Origin of the sequence: Blautia massiliensis (ex Liu et al. 2021) (assembly GCF_052064225.1) — a bacterium.
GTDB classification, from domain to species: Bacteria; Bacillota; Clostridia; order Lachnospirales; family Lachnospiraceae; genus Blautia_A; species Blautia_A fusiformis.
On sequence record NZ_JBQHWA010000004.1, the window covers coordinates 26,379 to 47,381 of the forward strand.

The window sequence follows — 21,003 nt, forward strand, 5'->3', positions numbered from 1 at the left end:
AATTATCCAATACATGTTTTAGAATCCAATCCCAACTGCAATAAGAACTGTAATGATTGCACCAATCATTAAGACGCCAAGGAATTTCCACATGAATTTAATCCAGTTAGACCACTCAATCTTTGCAATTGCAAGAGATCCGATCAGACATCCGGATGTAGGAACAATCAGATTTGTAAATGCATCACCAAGCTGGAATGCAACTACAGCTGTCTGTCGTGAAACACCTAACAGGTCTGACAGTGGAGCCATGATCGGCATTGTGATCGCAGCCTGTCCTGTTCCGGATACAACAAAGAAGTTAAATACGGACTGGAACAGATACATAAGTACTGCTGCAACCGCTCCGGAAACTCCAGACAATGCATTTGAAATATTATACATAATTGTATTGATAACTGTAGGTGTGGTCGGATCAGATCCACCAAGAACCTGCATGATACCCTGTGCCATAGCAACAACAAGTGCAGCACCAATCAGATCTTTTGCTCCATCTTTGAAAGATATTGCAATATCATTCAGTTTCATATCGTTCAGTTTAAAGATAACTCCGATCACACCGGAAACAATTCCCATAATGAAGAACTGTGTAGCAATCTCCGGCATGTAGTATCCCTGAGTCATAACTCCCCAAACTACCCATACTACTGTAGCAGCCAATGTTAGAAGAACTAAAATGTGTCCAAGACCAAATGAATGTCCTTCGTCAATTCCTGTTTTTTCATTCTGCTCACGGAAATATGAATCAGTCTTATATGCGATTGAGATTGTCGGAGTCTTTTTGATCTTTGATGCATAGAACATAGTCATTCCACAGCCGAGTGCTGTAAATACTACCCACATTACCATACGGAATCCTGCTCCGGAGAATACGTCAATACCTGCAATACCCTGTGCAATACCTACAGAGAATGGATTCATCCAAGATGAACCAAAACCAATCTGTGTTGCAACATAAGTAACAAGAACTGCGATAACTGAATCATATCCAACTGCTACAAACAACGGACAAAGAATCATAGTAAACGGAAGCGCTTCTTCTCCCATCCCGAAAACTGCTCCACCAAGAGAAAACAGTACGAAAAGTATCGGAATCAGTAGTTTTTCTGCTCCCTCTGCCTTACGGATCAATCCGATCAATCCGGATTCAATCGCACCTGTACGGATCATGATACCGAATGCACCACCTACTACCATAAGAAATGCGATAATCTCGATTGCAGAACTATTTACGATTCCATTATACATATAGTTAAAAAATCCTGTTCCACCATCTCCACTAAAGAGTGCTACTCCTTCTGTTACTACATTTCCTGTATCATCTGTCAGATACTGGAAACTTCCGTCTTTGATTACTGTACGGGTTTTCTCAACACCATTGATCATATATGAAATATCCTGTGTTTCGTAAAATCCCTTTGGTACAAGAAATGTCATAAGTGCTGCGAAAACAACTACAAAAAAGATGATAATGTAGGTATCAGGCACTTGGAATCCCTTGTTAAAAGACTTTAACCCTTTTCCTTCGTTTTTGCTCATTTTTGAATCTCCCTCCCATTTTTGATATACTATATTAGTGTACCACAAAATGCTTAAAATCCAACTAAAACTTTACATATTTTATCAAATTTATTTATTTTATAAGAACCTGTCAAATCATCTTAACCAAATGCAGATCCACACCTTTTTGAAACATGAAATAATCCCAGTATTTCCTGTATTTATGACACCAATAGCTACACCATGTCAGATTATGATCATTGGACCAGACTATATAAAAAAATGGTGTTGGATATTATGTTCAGCACCATTTTTCATTAAACCTGTCAATATTATTTTTCAAAAAACTGCTCTTATTTCCTGCAGCGTCCAAGTCTGCCTTTAAAATCTTCATACCCAAAATCAGTAAGACGTTCCATAGTTTTATCGCCATGTCTCAGCCATATATCAGGCAAAGGCATTCCATTAAAGGTATTGTTCTTGCAGGTTGTATAAATGGCCATATCACCAAACATGAGGATATCTCCGTACTTCAACGGCTCTGAAAAGCTGTAATCTCCTATGATATCTCCTGACAGGCAGGTTGGTCCTCCGAGCCGGATTGTGACTGCATTTTCTCCCGGTTCATCTGCTCCAAGAAGAGGAGGACGATAAGGCATTTCCAGAACATCCGGCATATGACAGGCAGCACTTCCATCCAAAATTGCAAGCCGGGTATCACCATTTTGCAGCACATCCAGAACAGTTGTCAAAAAGAATCCTGCATTTAAGGCCCATGCCTCTCCGGGCTCCAGATAAACATCTACCTTCCATTCTTCCTTTGCTGCTCTGATGCACTTCTCAAGCCGTGCAATATCATAGCCTGGTCTTGTAATATGATGTCCACCTCCCAGGTTCAGCCATTTCATCTGAGAAATCAGATCTCCGAATTTCGTCTTTACTGCTGTAAGAGTAGTTTCCAGATCAAAAGAGTCCTGCTCACAAAGGGTGTGAAAATGAATACCATCCAATAATCCGATCAGCTCCGGATGCTTTCTCACAGCAGTCTCCCACTGTGCTCTTGTGGTACCCATGCGGCTGCCTGGGGCACAGGGATCATAAATAGCATGTCCCTCCTGGGTAGAGCATTCCGGATTGATCCGAAGCCCTGCACTTTTCCCGGCCTCCTTCACTCTTTTTCCAAAGCGAAGAAGCTGAGAAGGAGAGTTAAACACTATATGATCTGCAAAGCTAAGCAGCTCCTCAAATTCATCCTCACGATATCCGGCGCAAAATACATGTACCTCTTTTCCGGGCATCTCCTGGGCACCAAGCCTAGCTTCGTACAGTCCGCTTGCTTCTGTTCCTGTCAAATATGGTTCCAAAAGATGATAGCAGTCATAATTACTGAAAGCCTTCTGTGCCAGGAGCATTTTGCAGCCTGTTCTCTTGGCAATATTCCCCATTAATTCTGCATTTTTTATAAGCGCCGCTTCGTCGAGAACATAACAAGGTGTTTTGATCTTCCGCAGCTCCGGCGGAATAATTCCGCCGGACGCTGCAAAGGGTGGTCTTGTATCTGTTCTTTCCATTAATCCACCAGCTCCGGATCATGATTTTCGCTGCGTGGAAGTCCATATTTGTCAAGTGCTTCCAGGAACGGATCCGGGTCAAATTCTTCTACTGTGTACACTCCCGGGCGGATCCATTTTCCGGTAAGCATCATTAATGCTCCGCACATAGCCGGAACGCCTGTCGTATAGCTGATTGCCTGACTTCCAACCTCTTTATAACATTCCTGGTGGTCACAAACATTGTAAATATAATAGGTTTTCTCTTTTCCATCCTTTACCCCGGTGAAAATGCAGCCAATATTAGTTTTTCCCTTAGTACGTGGACCCAGGCTGGCCGGATCCGGGAGAAGAGCCTTCAAAAACTGGATAGGAACGATTTCCTGTCCATTATAGTTGATCGGAGTAGTAGAAAGCATTCCCACATCCTCCAGACAGCGCATGTGATCCAGATAGCTCTGTCCGAAGGTCATAAAGAAACGGATTCTCTTTACTCCCGGAATTGTCTGGGCAAGGGACTCGATCTCCTCGTGATGCAGAAGATACATATCTTTATCGCCGACCTGATCAAAATCATATTCCCGCTTGATCGCCATCGGAGGAATTTCCACCCAGTGTCCATTCTCCCAGTAGCTTCCGGGCGCACTTACCTCACGAAGATTGATTTCCGGATTAAAGTTGGTTGCAAATGCATATCCGTGGTCTCCTCCATTGCAGTCCAGAATATCAATGGTATCGATCTGGTCGAACTCATGCTTTAATGCATATGCACAATATGCCTGGGTAACACCCGGGTCAAAGCCGCAGCCAAGAAGTGCTGTAAGTCCTGCCTCTTCAAATTTCTTCCGGTATGCCCACTGCCAGGAATAATCAAAATATGCGGAAAATCCCGCTTCCTTGCAGCGTTTTTCGTAAATAGCACGCCATTTGGGATCATCCGTATCCTCCGGCTCATAGTTTGCCGTATCCATATAGTTTACACCACATGCCAGACATGCATCCATGATGGTCAGATCCTGATACGGAAGCGCAATGTTCATTACCAGATCCGGTTTGTAACTATTGATCAGCTGGATCAGCTGGTTTACATCATCCGCATCCACCTTTGCGGTGGTAATAACTGTTTTTGTTTTTCCTTCCAGTTTCCGGGCAAGTGCATCACATTTTTCTTTTGTCCTGCTTGCTATACACAGTTCTGTAAATACAGTATCTGCCTGACAACACTTCTGAATTGCTACACTGGCTACTCCGCCGCAGCCGATTACAAGTACTCTGCTCATGTTTTTTGTCTCCTTTTTTATACTCAATTTTCGTAACTGTTTTTATTTTGCCACCGCCAGCAGCAGTTCCCTGACCACCTTACATGCTGTAGCTGTGGAAACACCGCTTGGATCCAGCATAGGTGCCAGCTCATTGACATCTGCTCCCACAATATTTAATTCTGATACCTTCCGGATAGCAGCGAGCAATTCAAGGAAGCTTACGCCTCCTGCCTCCGGTGTACCTGTTCCCGGAAATACAGATGGATCCAGACAGTCCAGATCAATGGTAAAATATACCGGAACCTGCTTCCTGGCCAATTCCTGTACGGTTTCTTCCAGGCCTTCAAAGGTAAAGGGATGAAAATCTGTATGCTCTTTTGCAAACCGGAATTCTTCTCTCTCCCCGCTTCGGATACAAAACTGATGTATCCTCCCATCTCCCAGAATATCATAGCATCTGCGGATAACACACGCATGACTTAAATGGGCACCAAGATAATCGTCTCTTAAATCTGCGTGCGCATCAAAATGAATAATATGAAGTCCCGGATATCTCCTGGCGGCAGCTCTCACAGCAGCCAGTGTCACCAGATGCTCTCCCCCCAGAAGCAGCGGCATTTTTCCCTCTTTCAGAATTTCCTCTGCACAATCCTGTATATCAGCAAGCGCCTTTTCACTGCTGCCGAAGCAAAGCTCCAGATCTCCACTGTCAAATACCCGGATATCCATAAGGTCACGATCCTGATAAGGGCTGTAGGTTTCCAGTCCAAAGCTTTCATGACGAATGGCAGAAGGACCGAACCTGGCTCCCGGACGAAAGCTTGTGGTCGAATCAAAGGGAGCTCCGTAAAGAACAATTTCTGCTTCCTCAAAGCTGCTGTCACAACCGATAAAATTTTCAATATTTGGTAAGATCATAAATCAGCCCTCCACCTCCTGAAGCATTTCCTCCAGAAAAGCCGGAAGATAAAATGCACCTTTGTGAAGCCTTGTAGTATAGTAACGGGTGCGAAGATTCAGTGAATTCCATGCCTTCGAATCCAGGTCATCCACAGGATGATATTTTTTACTTGCAAAGCCAAACAGCCAGTAGCCGGCAGCAAAGGTAGGAATATGAGCCTGGTAAACACGGCTGATCTGGAAAGTACTGGCAATTCTTTTGTGACTGCGCTGCATGGCATGCGCATCCTCGGAATAAAAAGGACTTCCCTGCTGATTAACCATGATTCCATCCGCCTTCAGCGCATTATAGCAGTTTCCGTAAAATTCACGGGTAAATAATCCCTCCGATGGGCCAAAGGGATCCGAGGAATCTACAATAATAAGATCATATTTATTTTCGCAGCGGCGTATATATTTCAACGCATTTTCATAATGAAGGTGCACTCTCCTGTCATCCAGCCTGCAGGCATTTCCCGGAAGATATGCGCGACAGGCTTCTACTACCATAGGATCCATCTCTACCAGATCAATATGGCTGACACGGTCATACCTGGTCAGTTCACGTACAACTCCGCCGTCTCCTGCTCCGATCACAAGAATATCTTTAGCTTCTTTGTGAATAGCCATAGGTACATGAGTGATCATTTCGTCATAAATAAATTCGTCACGCTCTGTGAGCATTACATTACCGTCCAGTGTGAGCACCCTGCCAAATTCCGGTGTCTCAAAAATATCAATCCTCTGATAGTCACTCTGCTTTGAATAAAGCTGACGGTTTACCCGGATACTATGCTTCACATCCGGTGTATGAAATTCCGAAAACCACATTTCCATTTTCTTTACCTCCCTGCCAGTACGTTTAAACGCAATATATCCGGATCTTCAGGGCCTGTCATATTGCATCCTTTTGCCTTGGCATATTCAATATAATCCAGGATTTCCGGAGTGATTCGTTCCCCCGGAGCCAAAATCGGGATTCCCGGAGGATAACACATTACAAACTCGCTGCATACTTTGCCTTCGGTTTCTCTGAAAGGAAGGCTACATTTTTCTGCATAAAAAGCTTCCTGAGGACTTGTCACTACCTGAGGATCGATATATTCCTGATCCAGCAATCCTGATTTATCCTTCTGGAATCGCCTGCGGATCTCCGCAAGAGCACTTACCAGCCGCTCTATTTCCTGGGCACGATCTCCGATCGACAGATAAGCCAGAATATTTCCAATATCACCAAATTCGATCTGAATATCATATTCATCTCTCAGTATATCGTAAACCTCGATCCCTGCAAGTCCGATATCCAGGGTATGTACACTTAATTTCGTAATGTCAAAATCAAAAACCGAATCTCCATTCACCAGCTCTTTTCCAAATGCATAATAGCCGCCAATAGCATTGATCTCTTCCCTTGCATACTCTGCCATATCTGCTACCTGATGAAAAATCTGGCGTCCTCGCTGTGCAAGATTCCGGCGCGAAATGTCAAGACTTGACATCAGAAGATAGCTGCCTGAAGTAGTCTGAGTCAGATTGATGATCTGACGGACATAACCGGCATGAACACCTGGTCCTGTAAGAAGAAGGCTGGACTGGGTCAGGCTTCCGCCGCTTTTATGCATGGATACAGACGCCATATCTGCACCAGCTGCCATTGCCGAAACCGGCAGACCTCCGCCAAAATAAAAATGAGTTCCATGTGCCTCATCTGCCAGACACAGCATTCCTGCTTCATGAGCCATGCGTACAATTGCGCGAAGATCACTGCAGATTCCATAATAGGTGGGATTGTTCACCAGCACAGCCACCGCATTTGGGTGCTCCTTAATTGCCTTTGCCACCTGTTCACGTCGCATTCCAAGAGAAATCCCAAGTCTCTGATCCACCTCCGGATTCACATAGACCGGGATTGCTCCGCACAGAACCAGCGCATTCAGCACACTTCTGTGGACATTTCGGGGAAGAATGATCTCATCTCCCCTCTTACAGGCAGTTAGCACCATAGTCTGCACTGAGCTTGTAGTTCCTCCAACCATAAGAAATGCATGCGCTGCTCCAAATGCATCTGCTGCCAGCTCTTCCGCCTCCCGGATCACGGATACAGGATGACAGAGATTATCAAGCGGCTTCATGCTGTTTACATCCACACCTACACATTTTTGTCCCAGAAATTCAGTAAGCTCCGGATTTCCTCTTCCTCTTTTATGTCCCGGCACATCGAAAGGTACTACTCTCATACGCAGGAATTTTTCCAGAGCTTCATGAATTGGAGCATGATTCTGGTCCAGTTTAAAACGACTTCTGTTCATTGCTTCTCCATTTCCAGTTCCTTTATCCGCACAAAAAAAGCAGGCCGATACAAAACCGTAAACCTGCTTAGATCATTCTTCCTGATTTTATTTTCATCGCATATAAATATGAGAATCCCCATATTTACATGAGATCAGAATCCGGATGATATATGTCAGAGTCTATATAGCAATCATACTTTTACTACTCTTATTGACCGTTTCACAAGTCTGCGCAACATGCGCATGACGGTTATCAAAGGAACCAACTTATAAAATTTGAGCTTCTAACTCAATCAATAAGGCAACCAAAGTTACCATCAGCGGCAGTGGACCCGGCTGTCCGTATGGCCTTGACCCCAAAATGGAGTGGTCCAAAATAATTGCTTTGAAAAGACTCTTTCTTGTCCTTCAAAATCTTCACAAGCATATCATATCTGAAAATTCATGTCAACTATCAAAATCGTTTAAATACTTATAGTATGAACCATTTATAATAATGTCAGAAGGATATTCTTTTCTTGAATCCCTCATATTTTCATGCTAATATGTATAATTAGGTCAAAAACTACAAAATACAAAATGGAGGAAATATGAATCAAAAAAGTACATCTGCTCCCATAGCAGAAAACAAAATGGGGACCATGCCCGTAGGAAGGCTTGTACTAAACATGTCTCTGCCAATGATGATCTCCATGCTGGTGCAGGCATTGTACAATATTGTAGACAGTGTTTTCGTTGCCATGCTTTCCGAAAATGCTCTGACGGCAGTTTCCATGGCTTTTCCACTGCAGACACTTCTGATCGCAGTAGGTGCAGGTACTGGTGTGGGTATGAACGCACTGCTTTCCAAATCCCTTGGAGAAAAAAATTTTAAAAAAGCTGATCGGACAGCCAGCAATGCTGCTTTCCTGTATGGCTTAAGCTATCTGGTTTTCCTGATCCTTGGATTTACAGTAGTAAAACCATTTTATGCCAGCCAGGTACATAACGCAGACCCTGAGATCCTTAAATTTGGGATTGAATATCTGAGCACAGTTATGATATTCTCCTTTGGTCTGCTTGGACAGTTTTTCTTTGAACGTCTACTCACATCCACAGGAAAAACCATATTCAGCATGACTTCTCAGCTGTGCGGTGCCATCACCAACATCATCCTTGACCCGATCCTGATCTTTGGTCTGTTCGGTGCTCCGAAAATGGGTGTTACCGGAGCTGCTGTAGCTACTGTGATCGGACAGTGTGTAGCCTGCATTGTTGCAGGAATCTGCAACCATAAATTTAATCATGAAGTCCGGCTCAGCTTCAGGGGCTTCCGTCCTGACCTTAAGATCATCGGCCATATTTATGCAGTAGGTATTCCATCGATCATCATGCAGTCCATCAGTTCTATCATGACCTACTGCATGAATCTGATCCTGGTACAGTTCACAGTCACTGCAACTGCAGTATTTGGTGTTTACTTCAAATTACAGAGTTTTTTCTTCATGCCTGTATTTGGACTTAACAACGGCATTACACCGATCATTGCCTATAATTATGGTGCACGCCACAGAAAGCGTATGCTTAAAACTGTCAAAGTCAGCATGTTCATCGCATTCTGTTTTACATTCATTGGTTTTCTTGCCTTTGAATTTATTCCGAAAACACTGCTGGGGCTGTTCAGTGCTTCCGAAGATATGCTTACCATCGGAATCCCTGCACTTCGTATCATAGGAATCCACTATCTGATCGCATGGTTCTGTATCGTTGCGGGAACTGTATTCCAGGCACTCGGAAAAGCTGTATTCAGTATGATCGTATCTATCATGCGTCAGCTGTTTGTCCTGGTACCTGCTGCTTATATCCTTGCTTCCATCGGCGGACTTCACGCAGTATGGTGGTCTTTCCCCATTGCGGAGATCATTTCTCTGATCGTGTCCGTAGCTTTCCTGGTTGTCATAAACAGAACGATCATTCAAAAAATTCCGGAAGCCTAAGGACATCAAAGCTTCCCATTCCAATTTATACAAAAAGAAGACAGAAGATTTCCTTTTTTCTCTTCAGGATATCTTCTGTCTTTTTTATTGTTATTTATAGATCCGATAGCCATCCCTTCCGGAACGTTTTACCTGATAAAGGGCAAAATCTGCTTTTTGATACAGTTCCATAAAGTTATCTCCATCCTGTGGTGCAAAAGCAATTCCTGCACTAAAAGTAAATGTATGCTCTCCCATGCCTTCCATACGGATCTCCCTGAGCTTTTCATGAAGTTTTTTTATTCTGCTCTCCATATTTTCCCGTGAACCGATATTACAGAGCAGGATCACAAACTCATCCCCGCCGATACGCCCGATCACATCCTGTTCCCGGAACTGCTCTTTAAGAAAACCTCCCAGCATTTTTAATACATTATCTCCCATGACATGTCCGTAAACATCATTCACTTCTTTAAAATGATCCATATCCAGGATCAGTTTTCTCCTGATCTAACCTTTTTTGTCCTGCATTTTTATTTTACCATGATTTTTGTTTTTTCTCTATAACAAAAAATCTGCAGATTCCAATCATAAGATTGAAAAATGCAGATTTTTTACAACGATATCTGATTATTATGCCTTATTATGCCGCCTTCCGCGACTCACGTCCGGCTTATATTGCTGCAATAAGAACAACGTTATTTATTTTTCTTTGTGTTTACGATCAGCGGAATAATTTCTCCTTTTTTTACATCCACCAGTCCCTTATCAGTCAACTTCAGTGCCGGGCTTACCGGTAATCCAAGTGTTGCCACTGACATGATCGGATTATTATGCACATATCCCAGATCTGTAAGGCTTTTTCTTACCGCCTTCAATGCAAGGCCATTCTCCCTGATTGATTTTTCGGATAAAAGCCCACATACCGGAAGTGCAAGTTCAGAAAGGATCCTTCCATCTTTTACTGTCAGAAATCCCCCCTGCAGTTCCTGGATCCTGTTTACAGCAAATAACATATCATCCGGAGAGCTTCCTGCCACAAAGAGATTATGATGATCATGAAAATATGTTGTTGCCACAGTTCCCTTTTTCAAGCAGGAGCCTGTAAGAAATCCATAGCCGATATTTCCGTTCTTCCCATGACGTTCCACCACCATAGCCAGAAGACATCCGCTGTTTTCCCAGCAGATCTTTCCGGCTTTCACCGGCATTTCCACCAGTTTTTCAGTAGTATGGGTACGATCCGGATTGATCTCTATCACACGAACCGTTGCATATCCTTCCTGAAAAGGAGCATTCACCTGAAAATCCTTCAGAAAAATCTCCGGAAGCTGTACACTCCGGTAAAAATCTGCCGGAAATTCATATGTGGAAGCAGACAGCGGCAACTGCGGTTCATCCTTTGCATAAATCGGAACACCATTTTTGAATACAGCTTCCGGTTTAAGAACGGACGGATCTTTAAGCAGCATAAAGTCCGCAAGTTTTCCCGGTGCGATAGCTCCTCTGTCATAAAAATGCATCCGCTGACATGGTGTATATGTGGCACAGTAGATTGCCTGTTCCATCGGAAATCCCATATCGATCGCTTTCTGTACCACTGCATTCAGCGGTCCCTGCTCATACAAAACATCTGCCATAGTATCATCTGTTACAAAGGAACAATACTCGTAGAGCTGGTTCTGGCAGATATATTCCAGGATTTCCGGTTTCAACATTTTATCCTGGATCTCAAAAAACATTCCGTTTTCGATCCGCTGCTTTACTTCCTCAAGAGTATGTTCTGTATGATCACCATTAATACCCAGATAAAGAAACTTTGCAAGATCCAGATCCAGTAATGACGGACAGTGTCCCTCGATCACATATCCCGGATGGTCTTTTTTCAGATATTCCAGAAACCGGCTGATCTCCAGATCATTTTCCCGGATGATCTGCCGGTAATTCATGATTTCGCCTACACATACCACATCTTTTTCTTCCAGCAGATGCTTCATTGCACTGCAGTCAATGATCCCGCCTGTTGTTTCCAGCTTTTCACTGGTTGACGGAACGCTGCTTGGAATCCCGTAAAAAATATCGATAGGTGCATTCTTTGCCGCAGAGATCATTTCCAGAATCCCTCGGATCCCTTTGACATTGGCCATTTCGTGAGGCTCTGAAACCACCGTCGTCACACCATTTTCTCCTGCACATTTTCCAAAAAAAGCCGGTGTGGCCATAGAACTCTCAATATGCATGTGAATATCTGTCAGTCCTGGAATCATGTATGATCCCTTTGCATCGATCACATTGTCAGTCTGAAGATCCGTATCCTGTTTTCTGTCTATGTAATAAAATTTTCCATCTTTCACCGCAACATTGGCAGATATGAATTTCTTAAGATAGGAATTAAATACCTTTGCGTTTTTGATCAGCAGATGAACCTGCTCCATACCATTTCACCATCCTTAGATAATTGAATAAAAATACAACAGACAGACTGCTACCAGTACATACATGACCGGTTCAACCTTTTTGATCTTTCCTGCTGCGATCTTCATAACGAGATAAGCCGGAAGCGCCACGCAGATACCATTTGCGATATTATTTGCAAAAATCGTAAAGGTTACACATAAAAATGCCGGAATATACTCTGTAATATCCGAATAATCAATATTTCTCATAGCACCAAGCATATTGATGCCGATATAGATCAGCACCGGACCGGTTGCCGCAGATGGGATCACAAGAGCCAGTGGTGCCAGAAACAGCGAAAGTCCGAAGAAAATGCTTGTAAAAATAACCGTAAGTCCCGTTTTTCCTCCTGCTTCTACGCCTGCAGATGACTCCAGATAAGTAGTAAGACTCGGCATTCCAAACAATGCTCCAAAGCTTGTTGCAATCGCATCTACCTTAAAGCATTTATCAATACCCGGAAGATTTCCATCCTTATCCAGATAGCCTGCCTTTGCTCCCACTCCCAGAACTGTTCCGAATGTAGAAAAGAAATCCGGTACAAACAGAGCGATCAGAAATGGAATATAAGCAAAATTCAGCGCTCCCATAAAATCAACTTTCAGGAACTGATGGCCGATACCTGCCGGAAATGCAAAAATGGATTCCGGAGCATGTGTAACACCGAAAGGAATTCCTGCCAGAGTGGTCATCAGGATCGCAAGAATCATACCACCCGGAATATTTCGTACCTTGATCACCAGAAGAATCAGAAATCCAATCACTGCTACGATCACAGATGGAGATGCAAGATCTCCAAAGGAAAGACAGTTTTTTGCATCATTTGCCACGATCAGTCCACAGTTTTTTGCACCAAGAAGTGCGATAAACAGACCAATACCGGCACTAACCGCTTGTTTCAGGCTTACCGGGATCACACGTACCACGGCTTCTCGCAGACCAAAGAATGAAATTATGATAAAAAGAACACCACTCCAGAATATCACACCTGCTGCGATCGGCATACTTACGCCTTCATTGGTAATCATAGACGCAATAATTCCAACGCTTCCAAGTCCCGGAGCCAGAGCAAACGGTCGATTGGTAACCAATGCCATTGCACAGCTGGTCACAATGATCAGAATGATCATAGCTGTCAGAGTCGTGTGTTTATCATAACCGGCGCCTGCCAGAATATTTGGGATCGTGGCAAGCACATACGCCATAGTTACAAAAGTTGTCAGTCCTGCCAGAAGTTCTGTTTTTATATTTGTATTGAACTCAGACAGTCTGAACTGTTTTTCCAGCCAGTTTTTCATTTATTTTTTCCCCCTTGATATGATGATAGGATGTATTGTAAAATATGCATATCAGGAAGTCAAATTCATATTATACATAAAAATTATGCCAAAATGGAATAGTTGGAGGAAAACATGAACTATCATGAACTGAAGTACATTCTCTGCATTGCCAAATATCAGAATCTTACAAAAGCCGCACAGGAGCTTTATATTTCCCAGCCAACCCTGACCAAGCATCTCCAGAAACTGGAACGAGAAATGGGGACCAAGCTGTTCAGCCGCAGCGGAAACAGCTATACACCTACCTTTGCGGGCCGCAAATATATGGAGTATGCCCGAAAGATCCTGCAGATACAACAGGACTGGGAAAAAGAGCTGAAAGATCTTACAGAAAATAATGAAGGAGAACTGAACGTTGCTTTCCCACTGATGAGGAGTACCTGTATGGTTCCTCAGATCATGACCTCTTTTTTTCAAAAATATCCTAAAGTAAAGGTCAATATCCTGGAAGAGGCATATTCTATCCAGGAAAAACTTCTGCTCAATGATCAGCTTGATTTTGGCATTTTCAATGAAGTACATAAACACCCCAAGCTGGAATACGAACTGCTGAAAAAAGAAGAAATCCTTCTGATCATGCCTCCGGAGCACCCATTGGCTGCTGCCGGCAGTGTATCCACTCACGGCATATACCCGAAGCTTGATCTCTCACTTCTGGCAGAAGAGCCTTTTATCCTGCATTTTCCGGAACAGACTACCGGACAGCTTTCGCTGGAAGCATTGAAAGCTGCCCATATCAAGCCTTATGTGCCAATGCAGAGCCGCAACACAGAAACCTGTGTCAAACTCTGCATGCAAGGACTTGGTATGTGTTTCACCCCGGAAACCTATGTCCAAAATATGGACCTCCCTGTAAAACCAGCCTGTTTTTCCATTGGTGAAGATGGCGTCTTCAGCACACTGACAATTGCATACCGAAGAGGTACCTATCTCCCACAGTACGCCCGGGATTTTATATGTACTGCGAGGAAGGTCCTGTAGAGTTTTGATCAACATATATTGAAGCAAAAAATCTTCTGTTCAGAGGGAATATTTTTGTTGCATTATTCTGAATATTCCTGTATAATCAACATAATAATCAAAACTTTAGAGCGTAACGTACAAGGGCGTACAGCACATATTTCCTGTGTCTGTACGCCTTTGTGTTATTTCTGCAGTCCTGCGATATTTCGCTTTGAGAAAGGGAGGAGATTTCTATGACGAATGCAATCGGAAGTGTGATAAACCAGATCGACAGTCTGGTGTGGGGCTGGTGGATGATCATTTTACTTCTGGGCACCCATATTTTCATGACCATCCGTACCGGTGTGATCCAGCGTAAGATTGGTACCGCCATTCGCCTGTCTGTCACCAAAGATACCAATGCGGAAGGTGAAGTCAGCCAGTTTGGCGCCCTGACAACAGCCCTTGCTTCCACTATTGGAACCGGAAATATCATCGGTGTCGGTACTGCCATTGCTCTTGGCGGTCCCGGTGCAGTCCTCTGGTGCTGGCTTACCGGTGTCTTCGGAATCGCCACCAAATACAGTGAGTCTCTCATCGCTGTAAAATACCGCGTCAAAACCAAAGACGGCCGTATGCAGGGTGGTGCTATGTATGCCCTGGAGCGCGGATTAAATATGCGCTGGCTTGGTCTGATCTTTGCCTTTTTCGGTGGCTTTGCTTCCTTTGGAATCGGATGTGCTACCCAGGTCAATGCCATTGCAACGGTATGTAATGAGAACCTTCATATTCCGCCGGCAGCGATCGGCATTGCTGTGGCAGTTCTTACTGCCCTTGTTATTTTCGGCGGGATCAAATCCATCGCCAATGTGTGTGAACGTCTTGTCCCGTTTATGGCATTTTTCTATGTGATCGGATGTATCATCATCCTGGGGATCAATTTCGATTTTATCATTCCCGCAGTAAAAACCATCTGTAAATTTGCTTTTACCCCTGGTGCTGCTGCAGGAGGTCTTGTAGGACGTGGTATCATGATGGCCATGCAGTATGGAATCGCAAGAGGACTTTTTTCCAATGAATCCGGTATGGGTTCTGCCCCCATCGCCGCTGCTGCCGCACAGACAAGAAATCCGGTTCGTCAGGCTCTCGTTTCCAGCACCGGTACATTCTGGGATACCGTTGTGGTATGTCTGATGACCGGTCTTGTTCTGGTAACCAGTATTATGAAAAATCCTTCGATCGACATGGGAAATATCACTGATGGCGGTGTTCTTACTACACTGGCTTTTCAGCAGATCCCGGTTCTTGGTCCTGTGATCCTTGTAGTGGGTATCATTTCCTTCGCATATTCTACAGTCCTTGGATGGGCATATTATGGCGAGCGATGCGTGGAGTATTTTTCCGGTAAAAAGGGACTCATCCCCTATCGTGTGCTGTACATTGCGGTAGCTGCCATCTCCCCTGTTATCTCTCTGAACCTGGTATGGACCGTAGCGGATATCCTGAATGCACTGATGGCTATTCCAAACCTGATCGCAGTATTACTGCTTTCCAATGTGATCGTAAAAGAGACCAAAAAATATATCAACGATCTGGATGCACGGGATGACACACCGGTGGAAGTGATCGATAAATAAAAAAACGATAAATATAAGCATTTTATATAACAAAGTTACAGCTCCGACTGCTTCTCATATTACAAAGCAGTCGGAGCTGTCCGTTTACAAATGTCTTCTTCACTTTTTTATAATACATCCTGCGCTTTCATCTCTTCGGACACAGCAAGATATTCTTTGCTGTTTTCCACGATACCAAGCTTCTCTTCCCAGGTAAGGTTTCGTTTGATCCTGGCCGGACTTCCCATTACCAGGGAGCCATCCGGGATCACCGTATTTTTAGTCACAAGGCTTCCGGCTCCTATGATACAGTCATTTCCGATCTTTGCACCATCCAGGATCACGGCTCCCATTCCGATCAGTGTCCTGTCTCCGATGGTACATCCATGGATCACCGCATTATGTCCCACAGTAACGTTGTTTCCGATATGGACCGGCATGTTGTGGCTCACATGAATGGTACAGTTTTCCTGGATATTGGTTTCTTCTCCGATCACTACCGGCGCATCATCTCCGCGGATCACCGCATAATATAATACACAGCTGTCACGGCCGATCGTTACATTTCCCAGGATCACAGACTGCTTTGCGATCCTGGCACCTTCTGCGATCTTTACATTTTTATAATTCATTTTTCCTCCTGAATCTGCTTTTTTTCTGTACAGAACACTGGTATATAATCTGACTATAGACTCCGTGCACAACAGCAATTTTAATGTTTATACTGACTTTTTAACCCATATTATATTTCGTCCGGATCACAATATCTGTATACTGGTATTCCTTTTCCGGTGCCTTGCTGTCAAAGAGAAGCTGGAACAAAATAATCACCGGAGAATGTCCCTGTACAGCCGCATCCTGACCGATAAGGAAATTGATCGTCCCCTCTTTCAGCCATTTCAGATTTTCTTCCAGGAAATCATTGGCGATCACATGCATGGTTTTATCCTTTCCAAGCTTCTGCAAGGTCTGGCAGACACCCTTTACACCATGACCCGTAATATAGATCCCGGTCAGCTCCGGATAAAGCTCCAGAAATTCTTCCACGATCTTGGATGCCACCCATTCGTCATCATAAGAATACCTTATATCCACGATCTCGATTCCCGGAAAACTTTCTTTAATCTCTGTCGTAAATCCTTTCTGCCTGCTGATCAGACCAGGATTGGCAACCTGTCCGGAAATTATGGCAACCTGCCCGTTTCCGCCTGTCATCTCCCACATCAGGCCTGCTGCCGTACGACCGGCCTGAAAGGTATCCTGTCCCACAAAGCATAACCTTTTTGTATCTTCCAGATCCGCATTAAAGGTAACTATCGGAATTCCATACTCTTCCTGATACTGATCGATCCTCGCTCTCAAAAGCTGATCCTCTGATGGAGTCAACGCGATTCCATTAAACCCCTTTTCCCGGAGTTCTTCCATTGCAGCCATTACTTTTTCCGGTTCCACGCCTTCGATCTCATAGATCTTTACTGTTCCGCCAAAACTCTCCACTTCTTCTTTTGCTTCCAGGACTCCCTTTAAAACCTGCTGCATAAAAGGAGTCTCCATATACTGAAGGATCACACCGATACGGATTTTCCTCTTTGCCATGGCAAGGGCACGACCGGCACGGCTGGGCTGGTATCCCATCTCCCGGGCGATCCTTTTGATCCTTTCCTCTACTTCCGGGCGGATACGGCCTCTGTTATTCAGTGCCCTGTCCACAGTGCCTCTTGAAACTCCTGCTGCTTCCGCAATCTGTTGTAATGTTACTGCCATATTTTACCCTCCAAAACCTCTCCTGTGCGCTTTGTGTTCACGCGCACGCTCTTTTGTCCCATTATACACATTTACACTTTCTCAGGCAATCCCTGATTTCATTATTTTTATAATTTTCCTTTACGATCAGACAGGTCCGGCATAAACAGGTGCATTCCCTCAGCCAAAAATGCTTCCGAAAAAATCTCCGGAAGCATTTTTATCATTGCAAAACAGATCCCTTTGTCAGTCCAGAAGCTCCTGTACCATCTCGGGGGTAAAGGTTACAGCCTTCACATGATCCACCTCGATCTGATACAGGGCATTGGCCGCAATATGCTCCGCAGCCTGCTCCAGATCACGGATTCCTGTGGTATCTTCAAATTTCTTAATTACTGCGTCCAGCGCCTCATCCGTTACGATACATTCTTCCTGTTTCAGGCTCATACGTTTCAGAACCTTGGGAAGCGCAAATCTGGAAAAGATGATCTTCTTTTCCTCCGGTGTGTAATCCGGAATATCGATCACTGCAAAACGTGACATCAGAGGTGCGCTGATCTGTGCCTTATCATTGGCTGTGGCAATAGGATAGACACCAACTGTCGGAACCATACATTCCATATAGTTATCTGTAAAACCAAGGTTATCCAGCAGTGTCAGAAGCACGTCTGCCGGATTTCCGTTTCCTTTACCTGATGCAGCCTTGTCAAGCTCATTGATGATAAATACCAGATTGGATTCTCCTGCCATGGAAAAAGCCTCCATGATGATTCCAGGCTTGGCGTTTGCATAAACACGAGAGCTTCCTGTAAGCTGTTCCGGATCATTGATCGAACTCATATCCAGGGTTGTCCACGGCATTTTCAGGATTCTTGCAACTGCATAAGCGATCTGAGATTTACCGGTACCTGCCGGTCCTACAAGAAGCAGTCCGTAAGCAGGAAGTGTATGCGTACGGTTGATCTGAATGATCGTCTCAATGATCCTCTGTTTTACACGCTCCATTCCATAAAGCTCCTCATCCAGGATACGGCGTGCTTCCTTCGGATCAATAGACTCAAAATAATTATGCTTCCACTGAATATTCATCATGATGGAAAGTGCTCTCTGGGCATGGCGTCTTTCCTCCTGAGAAACCTCATGAGAACGGGCAACTGCCAGATTTCTTCTTGCCCAGAGGCGGATATTATCCGGCATAGTCTTTCCGGCACAGTTCATAAAGTCGGTGATACTCTGAATACTGGTAAGCTTCATATCGTCACCGTCTTCTTCCTCCTCATCGTTCTCATTTTCTTCTGCCGGCGCACTGCTTGCAAACAGACGCTCGATCATAAACTGAAGAAATCCGTCCTCAGCAGAAAGCTTGGTGCCTCCGCCAAAAGCAATTTCACGGATTTTGTAAACAGCATATCCTTCTTCTGTATTCTGTCCTGAAAGACGGATGTTAATATGATTTTCTCCGAGCCATTTGATCAGGCTTGTAAAACGGGAATCGATCTTCAGGATGTCTGCCGGAAAAACACCGTCCTCTTCCTTAAACTCAAATGCAGTCTGCTTCGCAGGATTGGAAAAATATCCGCAGGAATGATGTTTCCACTCTCTTTTGCTGTTATCCAGGATCAGCACCGGTTTCTCCGGTGTGGCTTTTGTTTCATTAGAACGAAATGTTGTATATGTGCACTGGCTTTTTGTCTCTTTTTTATCTGCCGGCGCTGCGCTGAAATCAAAAACTGGCATATTTTTTACTCCTCTTTCTCTGAAAAATATCTCCATTCAGTTTATCATGGATTGGAAATCTCAACAACTGCTGATATAATTTTTTATGCATTTTTTGTATTCGTCATTTTTCCGTAAGTTGTTTAAACAATTTTGCAGTTTGCCGATTGACACTGCCTGTAAACTATGTTATCGTGCAATCATGTCTGCTTTCATTTTTACAAAAGCTGACACAGTTACCATGTATGTGATTTACGGTTTTTCACGTCATTGTAATTGTATTTTTTGGAGGAGGAAATGAGAAATCAACTTTCACAGCGGGATGATTTTTATCCACAGATCGTTAAGCTTGTCATCCCCATCATCATTCAGAATCTGCTAAGTGCAGCGGTCAATTCCGCCGATGTTATCATGCTGAACTTTGTAGGTCAGTCATCCATCTCCGCAGTATCCCTGGCAGCGAATTATTCCAATGTCCTGTTTATGGTATATTACGGTCTTGGTACGGGAGCCACCCTGCTTTGTGCCCAGTATTATGGAAAGGGAGATTACAAAGCCATTCAGATCATCGAGGGAATCGCTCTTCGTTTTTCCATGATCATCTCTGTTCTCGTGGCGCTCGTTGCATTTATCATGCCGCAGATGATGATGAAACTGTTCACCAACGATCCGAAACTTCTGGCCATTGGTTCTTCTTATATCCGCATTATGGGTATCACCTATATCTGCTGGGGTATGACGGAGGTTTATCTGGCTGTTCTTCGAAGCATTGGCCGGGTAACTACCAGCATGGCGATGAATATGCTGGCATTTGGACTGAATATCCTTTTGAATGCGACTTTTATCTTCGGATTGTTCGGAGCACCCAAGCTTGGTGCTACCGGTGTGGCTATTGCTACTGCACTTTCCAGAATGATCGAGCTGATCGCCTGTTTTATTGTTTCTGCTTTCAGCAAAAATGTCCGACTGGATCTCCGATGTATGTTCACTAAAAACAAACTGCTGTTCAGTGATTTCGTGCGGCTTTCCCTGCCGGCTCTTGGTAATGATATTTCCTGGAGTATTGGTTTTTCCATGTACTCTGTGATCCTGGGGCATCTTGGTACGGATGCGGTTGCTGCCAATTCTCTGGTTGTAGTAGTCCGTAATATCGGCTCTGTTTTCTGTTTCGGTATTGCCAGTGCAGGAGGTATCCTTCTAGGCAATGTTATGGGGCAGGGCGATCTGGAACGTTCCAGGCGTTATGCTTCCAAAACACTGAAGCTTACTGTTATTGCAGGTTTTTTGGGCGGACTTATCGTTCTTGCCATCACACCGTTTGTAATGAGATTTGCGTCCCTGACACCCACTGCTATGCATTATCTGAAATATATGCTTCTGATCAACAGCTACTATATTATGGGGTCTGCCGTAAATACAACCCTGATCGCCGGTGTGTTCCGGGCAGGTGGTGATACAAAGTTTGGTCTGATCTGTGATACCATTGATATGTGGGTATATGCAGTACCCCTTGGATTCTTCGCTGCTTTTGTACTGAAGCTGCCGGTTATGTGGGTGTATTTTCTGCTCTGTACGGATGAATTTGTGAAGTGGCCATGGGTGATCAAAAGGTATCTCAGTGGGAAGTGGGCTAAGAATATTACCCGCGAGAATATATTTGAAAATAAATAGAATACAGAAATATTTTAGACG

16 protein-coding genes are annotated in these 21,003 nt (G+C 44.1%); 4 read left to right on the forward strand and 12 right to left on the reverse strand.

Going from position 1 to position 21,003, the window contains the following annotated elements; all coding sequences use genetic code 11:
- Positions 1–18: 18 nt before the first annotated feature.
- From yfcC to ACTNDQ_RS02190, 6 genes are all read right to left on the reverse strand, one after another.
- Entirely contained in the window at positions 19–1,539 is a 1,521-nt protein-coding gene (yfcC, locus tag ACTNDQ_RS02165; protein WP_021650661.1) for a putative basic amino acid antiporter YfcC, read from the reverse strand.
- Between the two features lie 314 nt (positions 1,540–1,853).
- A complete protein-coding gene (locus ACTNDQ_RS02170; RefSeq protein WP_279201513.1) occupies positions 1,854–3,071 on the reverse strand; it encodes a carboxynorspermidine decarboxylase in 1,218 nt (405 codons plus the stop codon).
- Positions 3,071–4,330, reverse strand: coding sequence for a saccharopine dehydrogenase family protein (locus tag ACTNDQ_RS02175; protein WP_022426348.1), 1,260 nt, complete (start codon positions 4,328–4,330; stop codon positions 3,071–3,073). Before ACTNDQ_RS02175 ends, ACTNDQ_RS02170 begins: the two co-directional genes overlap by 1 nt.
- A 42-nt stretch (positions 4,331–4,372) precedes the next feature.
- Entirely contained in the window at positions 4,373–5,230 is an 858-nt protein-coding gene (speB, locus tag ACTNDQ_RS02180; RefSeq protein WP_279201515.1) for an agmatinase, read from the reverse strand.
- 3 nt (positions 5,231–5,233) lie between these two features.
- Positions 5,234–6,088, reverse strand: coding sequence for a polyamine aminopropyltransferase (speE, locus tag ACTNDQ_RS02185; protein ID WP_022426350.1), 855 nt, complete (start codon positions 6,086–6,088; stop codon positions 5,234–5,236).
- 5 nt (positions 6,089–6,093) lie between these two features.
- Positions 6,094–7,560: an aminotransferase class I/II-fold pyridoxal phosphate-dependent enzyme gene (locus tag ACTNDQ_RS02190; RefSeq protein WP_279201516.1), complete on the reverse strand. Its 1,467-nt coding sequence runs from the start codon at positions 7,558–7,560 to the stop codon at positions 6,094–6,096.
- Positions 7,561–8,132: 572 nt separating this feature from the next.
- Here ACTNDQ_RS02190 and ACTNDQ_RS02195 point away from each other — a divergent pair.
- Positions 8,133–9,518: an MATE family efflux transporter gene (locus tag ACTNDQ_RS02195; RefSeq protein WP_278796311.1), complete on the forward strand. Its 1,386-nt coding sequence runs from the start codon at positions 8,133–8,135 to the stop codon at positions 9,516–9,518.
- 90 nt (positions 9,519–9,608) lie between these two features.
- Here the strand turns inward: ACTNDQ_RS02195 and ACTNDQ_RS02200 are convergent, their stop codons facing one another.
- From ACTNDQ_RS02200 to ACTNDQ_RS02210, 3 genes are all read right to left on the reverse strand, one after another.
- A complete protein-coding gene (locus tag ACTNDQ_RS02200) occupies positions 9,609–9,983 on the reverse strand; it encodes a GGDEF domain-containing protein (RefSeq protein WP_278796309.1) in 375 nt (124 codons plus the stop codon).
- A 212-nt stretch (positions 9,984–10,195) separates the two neighbouring features.
- Positions 10,196–11,932 carry an adenine deaminase C-terminal domain-containing protein gene (locus tag ACTNDQ_RS02205; protein WP_320810501.1) on the reverse strand — a complete coding sequence of 579 codons (1,737 nt, stop codon included), beginning with the start codon at positions 11,930–11,932 and terminating at the stop codon, positions 10,196–10,198.
- A 15-nt stretch (positions 11,933–11,947) separates the two neighbouring features.
- Complete coding sequence (locus ACTNDQ_RS02210; RefSeq protein ID WP_278796307.1) at positions 11,948–13,252, reverse strand: NCS2 family permease; 1,305 nt, start codon at positions 13,250–13,252, stop codon at positions 11,948–11,950.
- A 114-nt stretch (positions 13,253–13,366) separates the two neighbouring features.
- Between ACTNDQ_RS02210 and ACTNDQ_RS02215 the strand changes: the two genes are divergently transcribed.
- Positions 13,367–14,275, forward strand: a complete 909-nt coding sequence (locus tag ACTNDQ_RS02215; RefSeq protein ID WP_288786882.1) for a LysR family transcriptional regulator — start codon at positions 13,367–13,369, stop codon at positions 14,273–14,275.
- A 215-nt stretch (positions 14,276–14,490) separates the two neighbouring features.
- Complete coding sequence (locus ACTNDQ_RS02220) at positions 14,491–15,873, forward strand: alanine/glycine:cation symporter family protein (RefSeq protein WP_278796305.1); 1,383 nt, start codon at positions 14,491–14,493, stop codon at positions 15,871–15,873.
- Positions 15,874–15,980: 107 nt separating this feature from the next.
- On the opposite strand, the gene ACTNDQ_RS02225 is transcribed toward ACTNDQ_RS02220, so the two are convergent.
- From ACTNDQ_RS02225 to ACTNDQ_RS02235, 3 genes are all read right to left on the reverse strand, one after another.
- Positions 15,981–16,484, reverse strand: coding sequence for a gamma carbonic anhydrase family protein (locus ACTNDQ_RS02225; RefSeq protein WP_021650673.1), 504 nt, complete (start codon positions 16,482–16,484; stop codon positions 15,981–15,983).
- A gap of 100 nt (positions 16,485–16,584) precedes the next feature.
- Entirely contained in the window at positions 16,585–17,616 is a 1,032-nt protein-coding gene (locus ACTNDQ_RS02230; RefSeq protein WP_021650674.1) for a LacI family DNA-binding transcriptional regulator, read from the reverse strand.
- A gap of 225 nt (positions 17,617–17,841) precedes the next feature.
- Entirely contained in the window at positions 17,842–19,332 is a 1,491-nt protein-coding gene (locus ACTNDQ_RS02235; protein WP_015524474.1) for an AAA family ATPase, read from the reverse strand.
- Positions 19,333–19,608: 276 nt separating this feature from the next.
- Between ACTNDQ_RS02235 and ACTNDQ_RS02240 the strand changes: the two genes are divergently transcribed.
- Positions 19,609–20,982: an MATE family efflux transporter gene (locus tag ACTNDQ_RS02240; protein ID WP_441063536.1), complete on the forward strand. Its 1,374-nt coding sequence runs from the start codon at positions 19,609–19,611 to the stop codon at positions 20,980–20,982.
- Positions 20,983–21,003 lie beyond the last annotated feature (21 nt).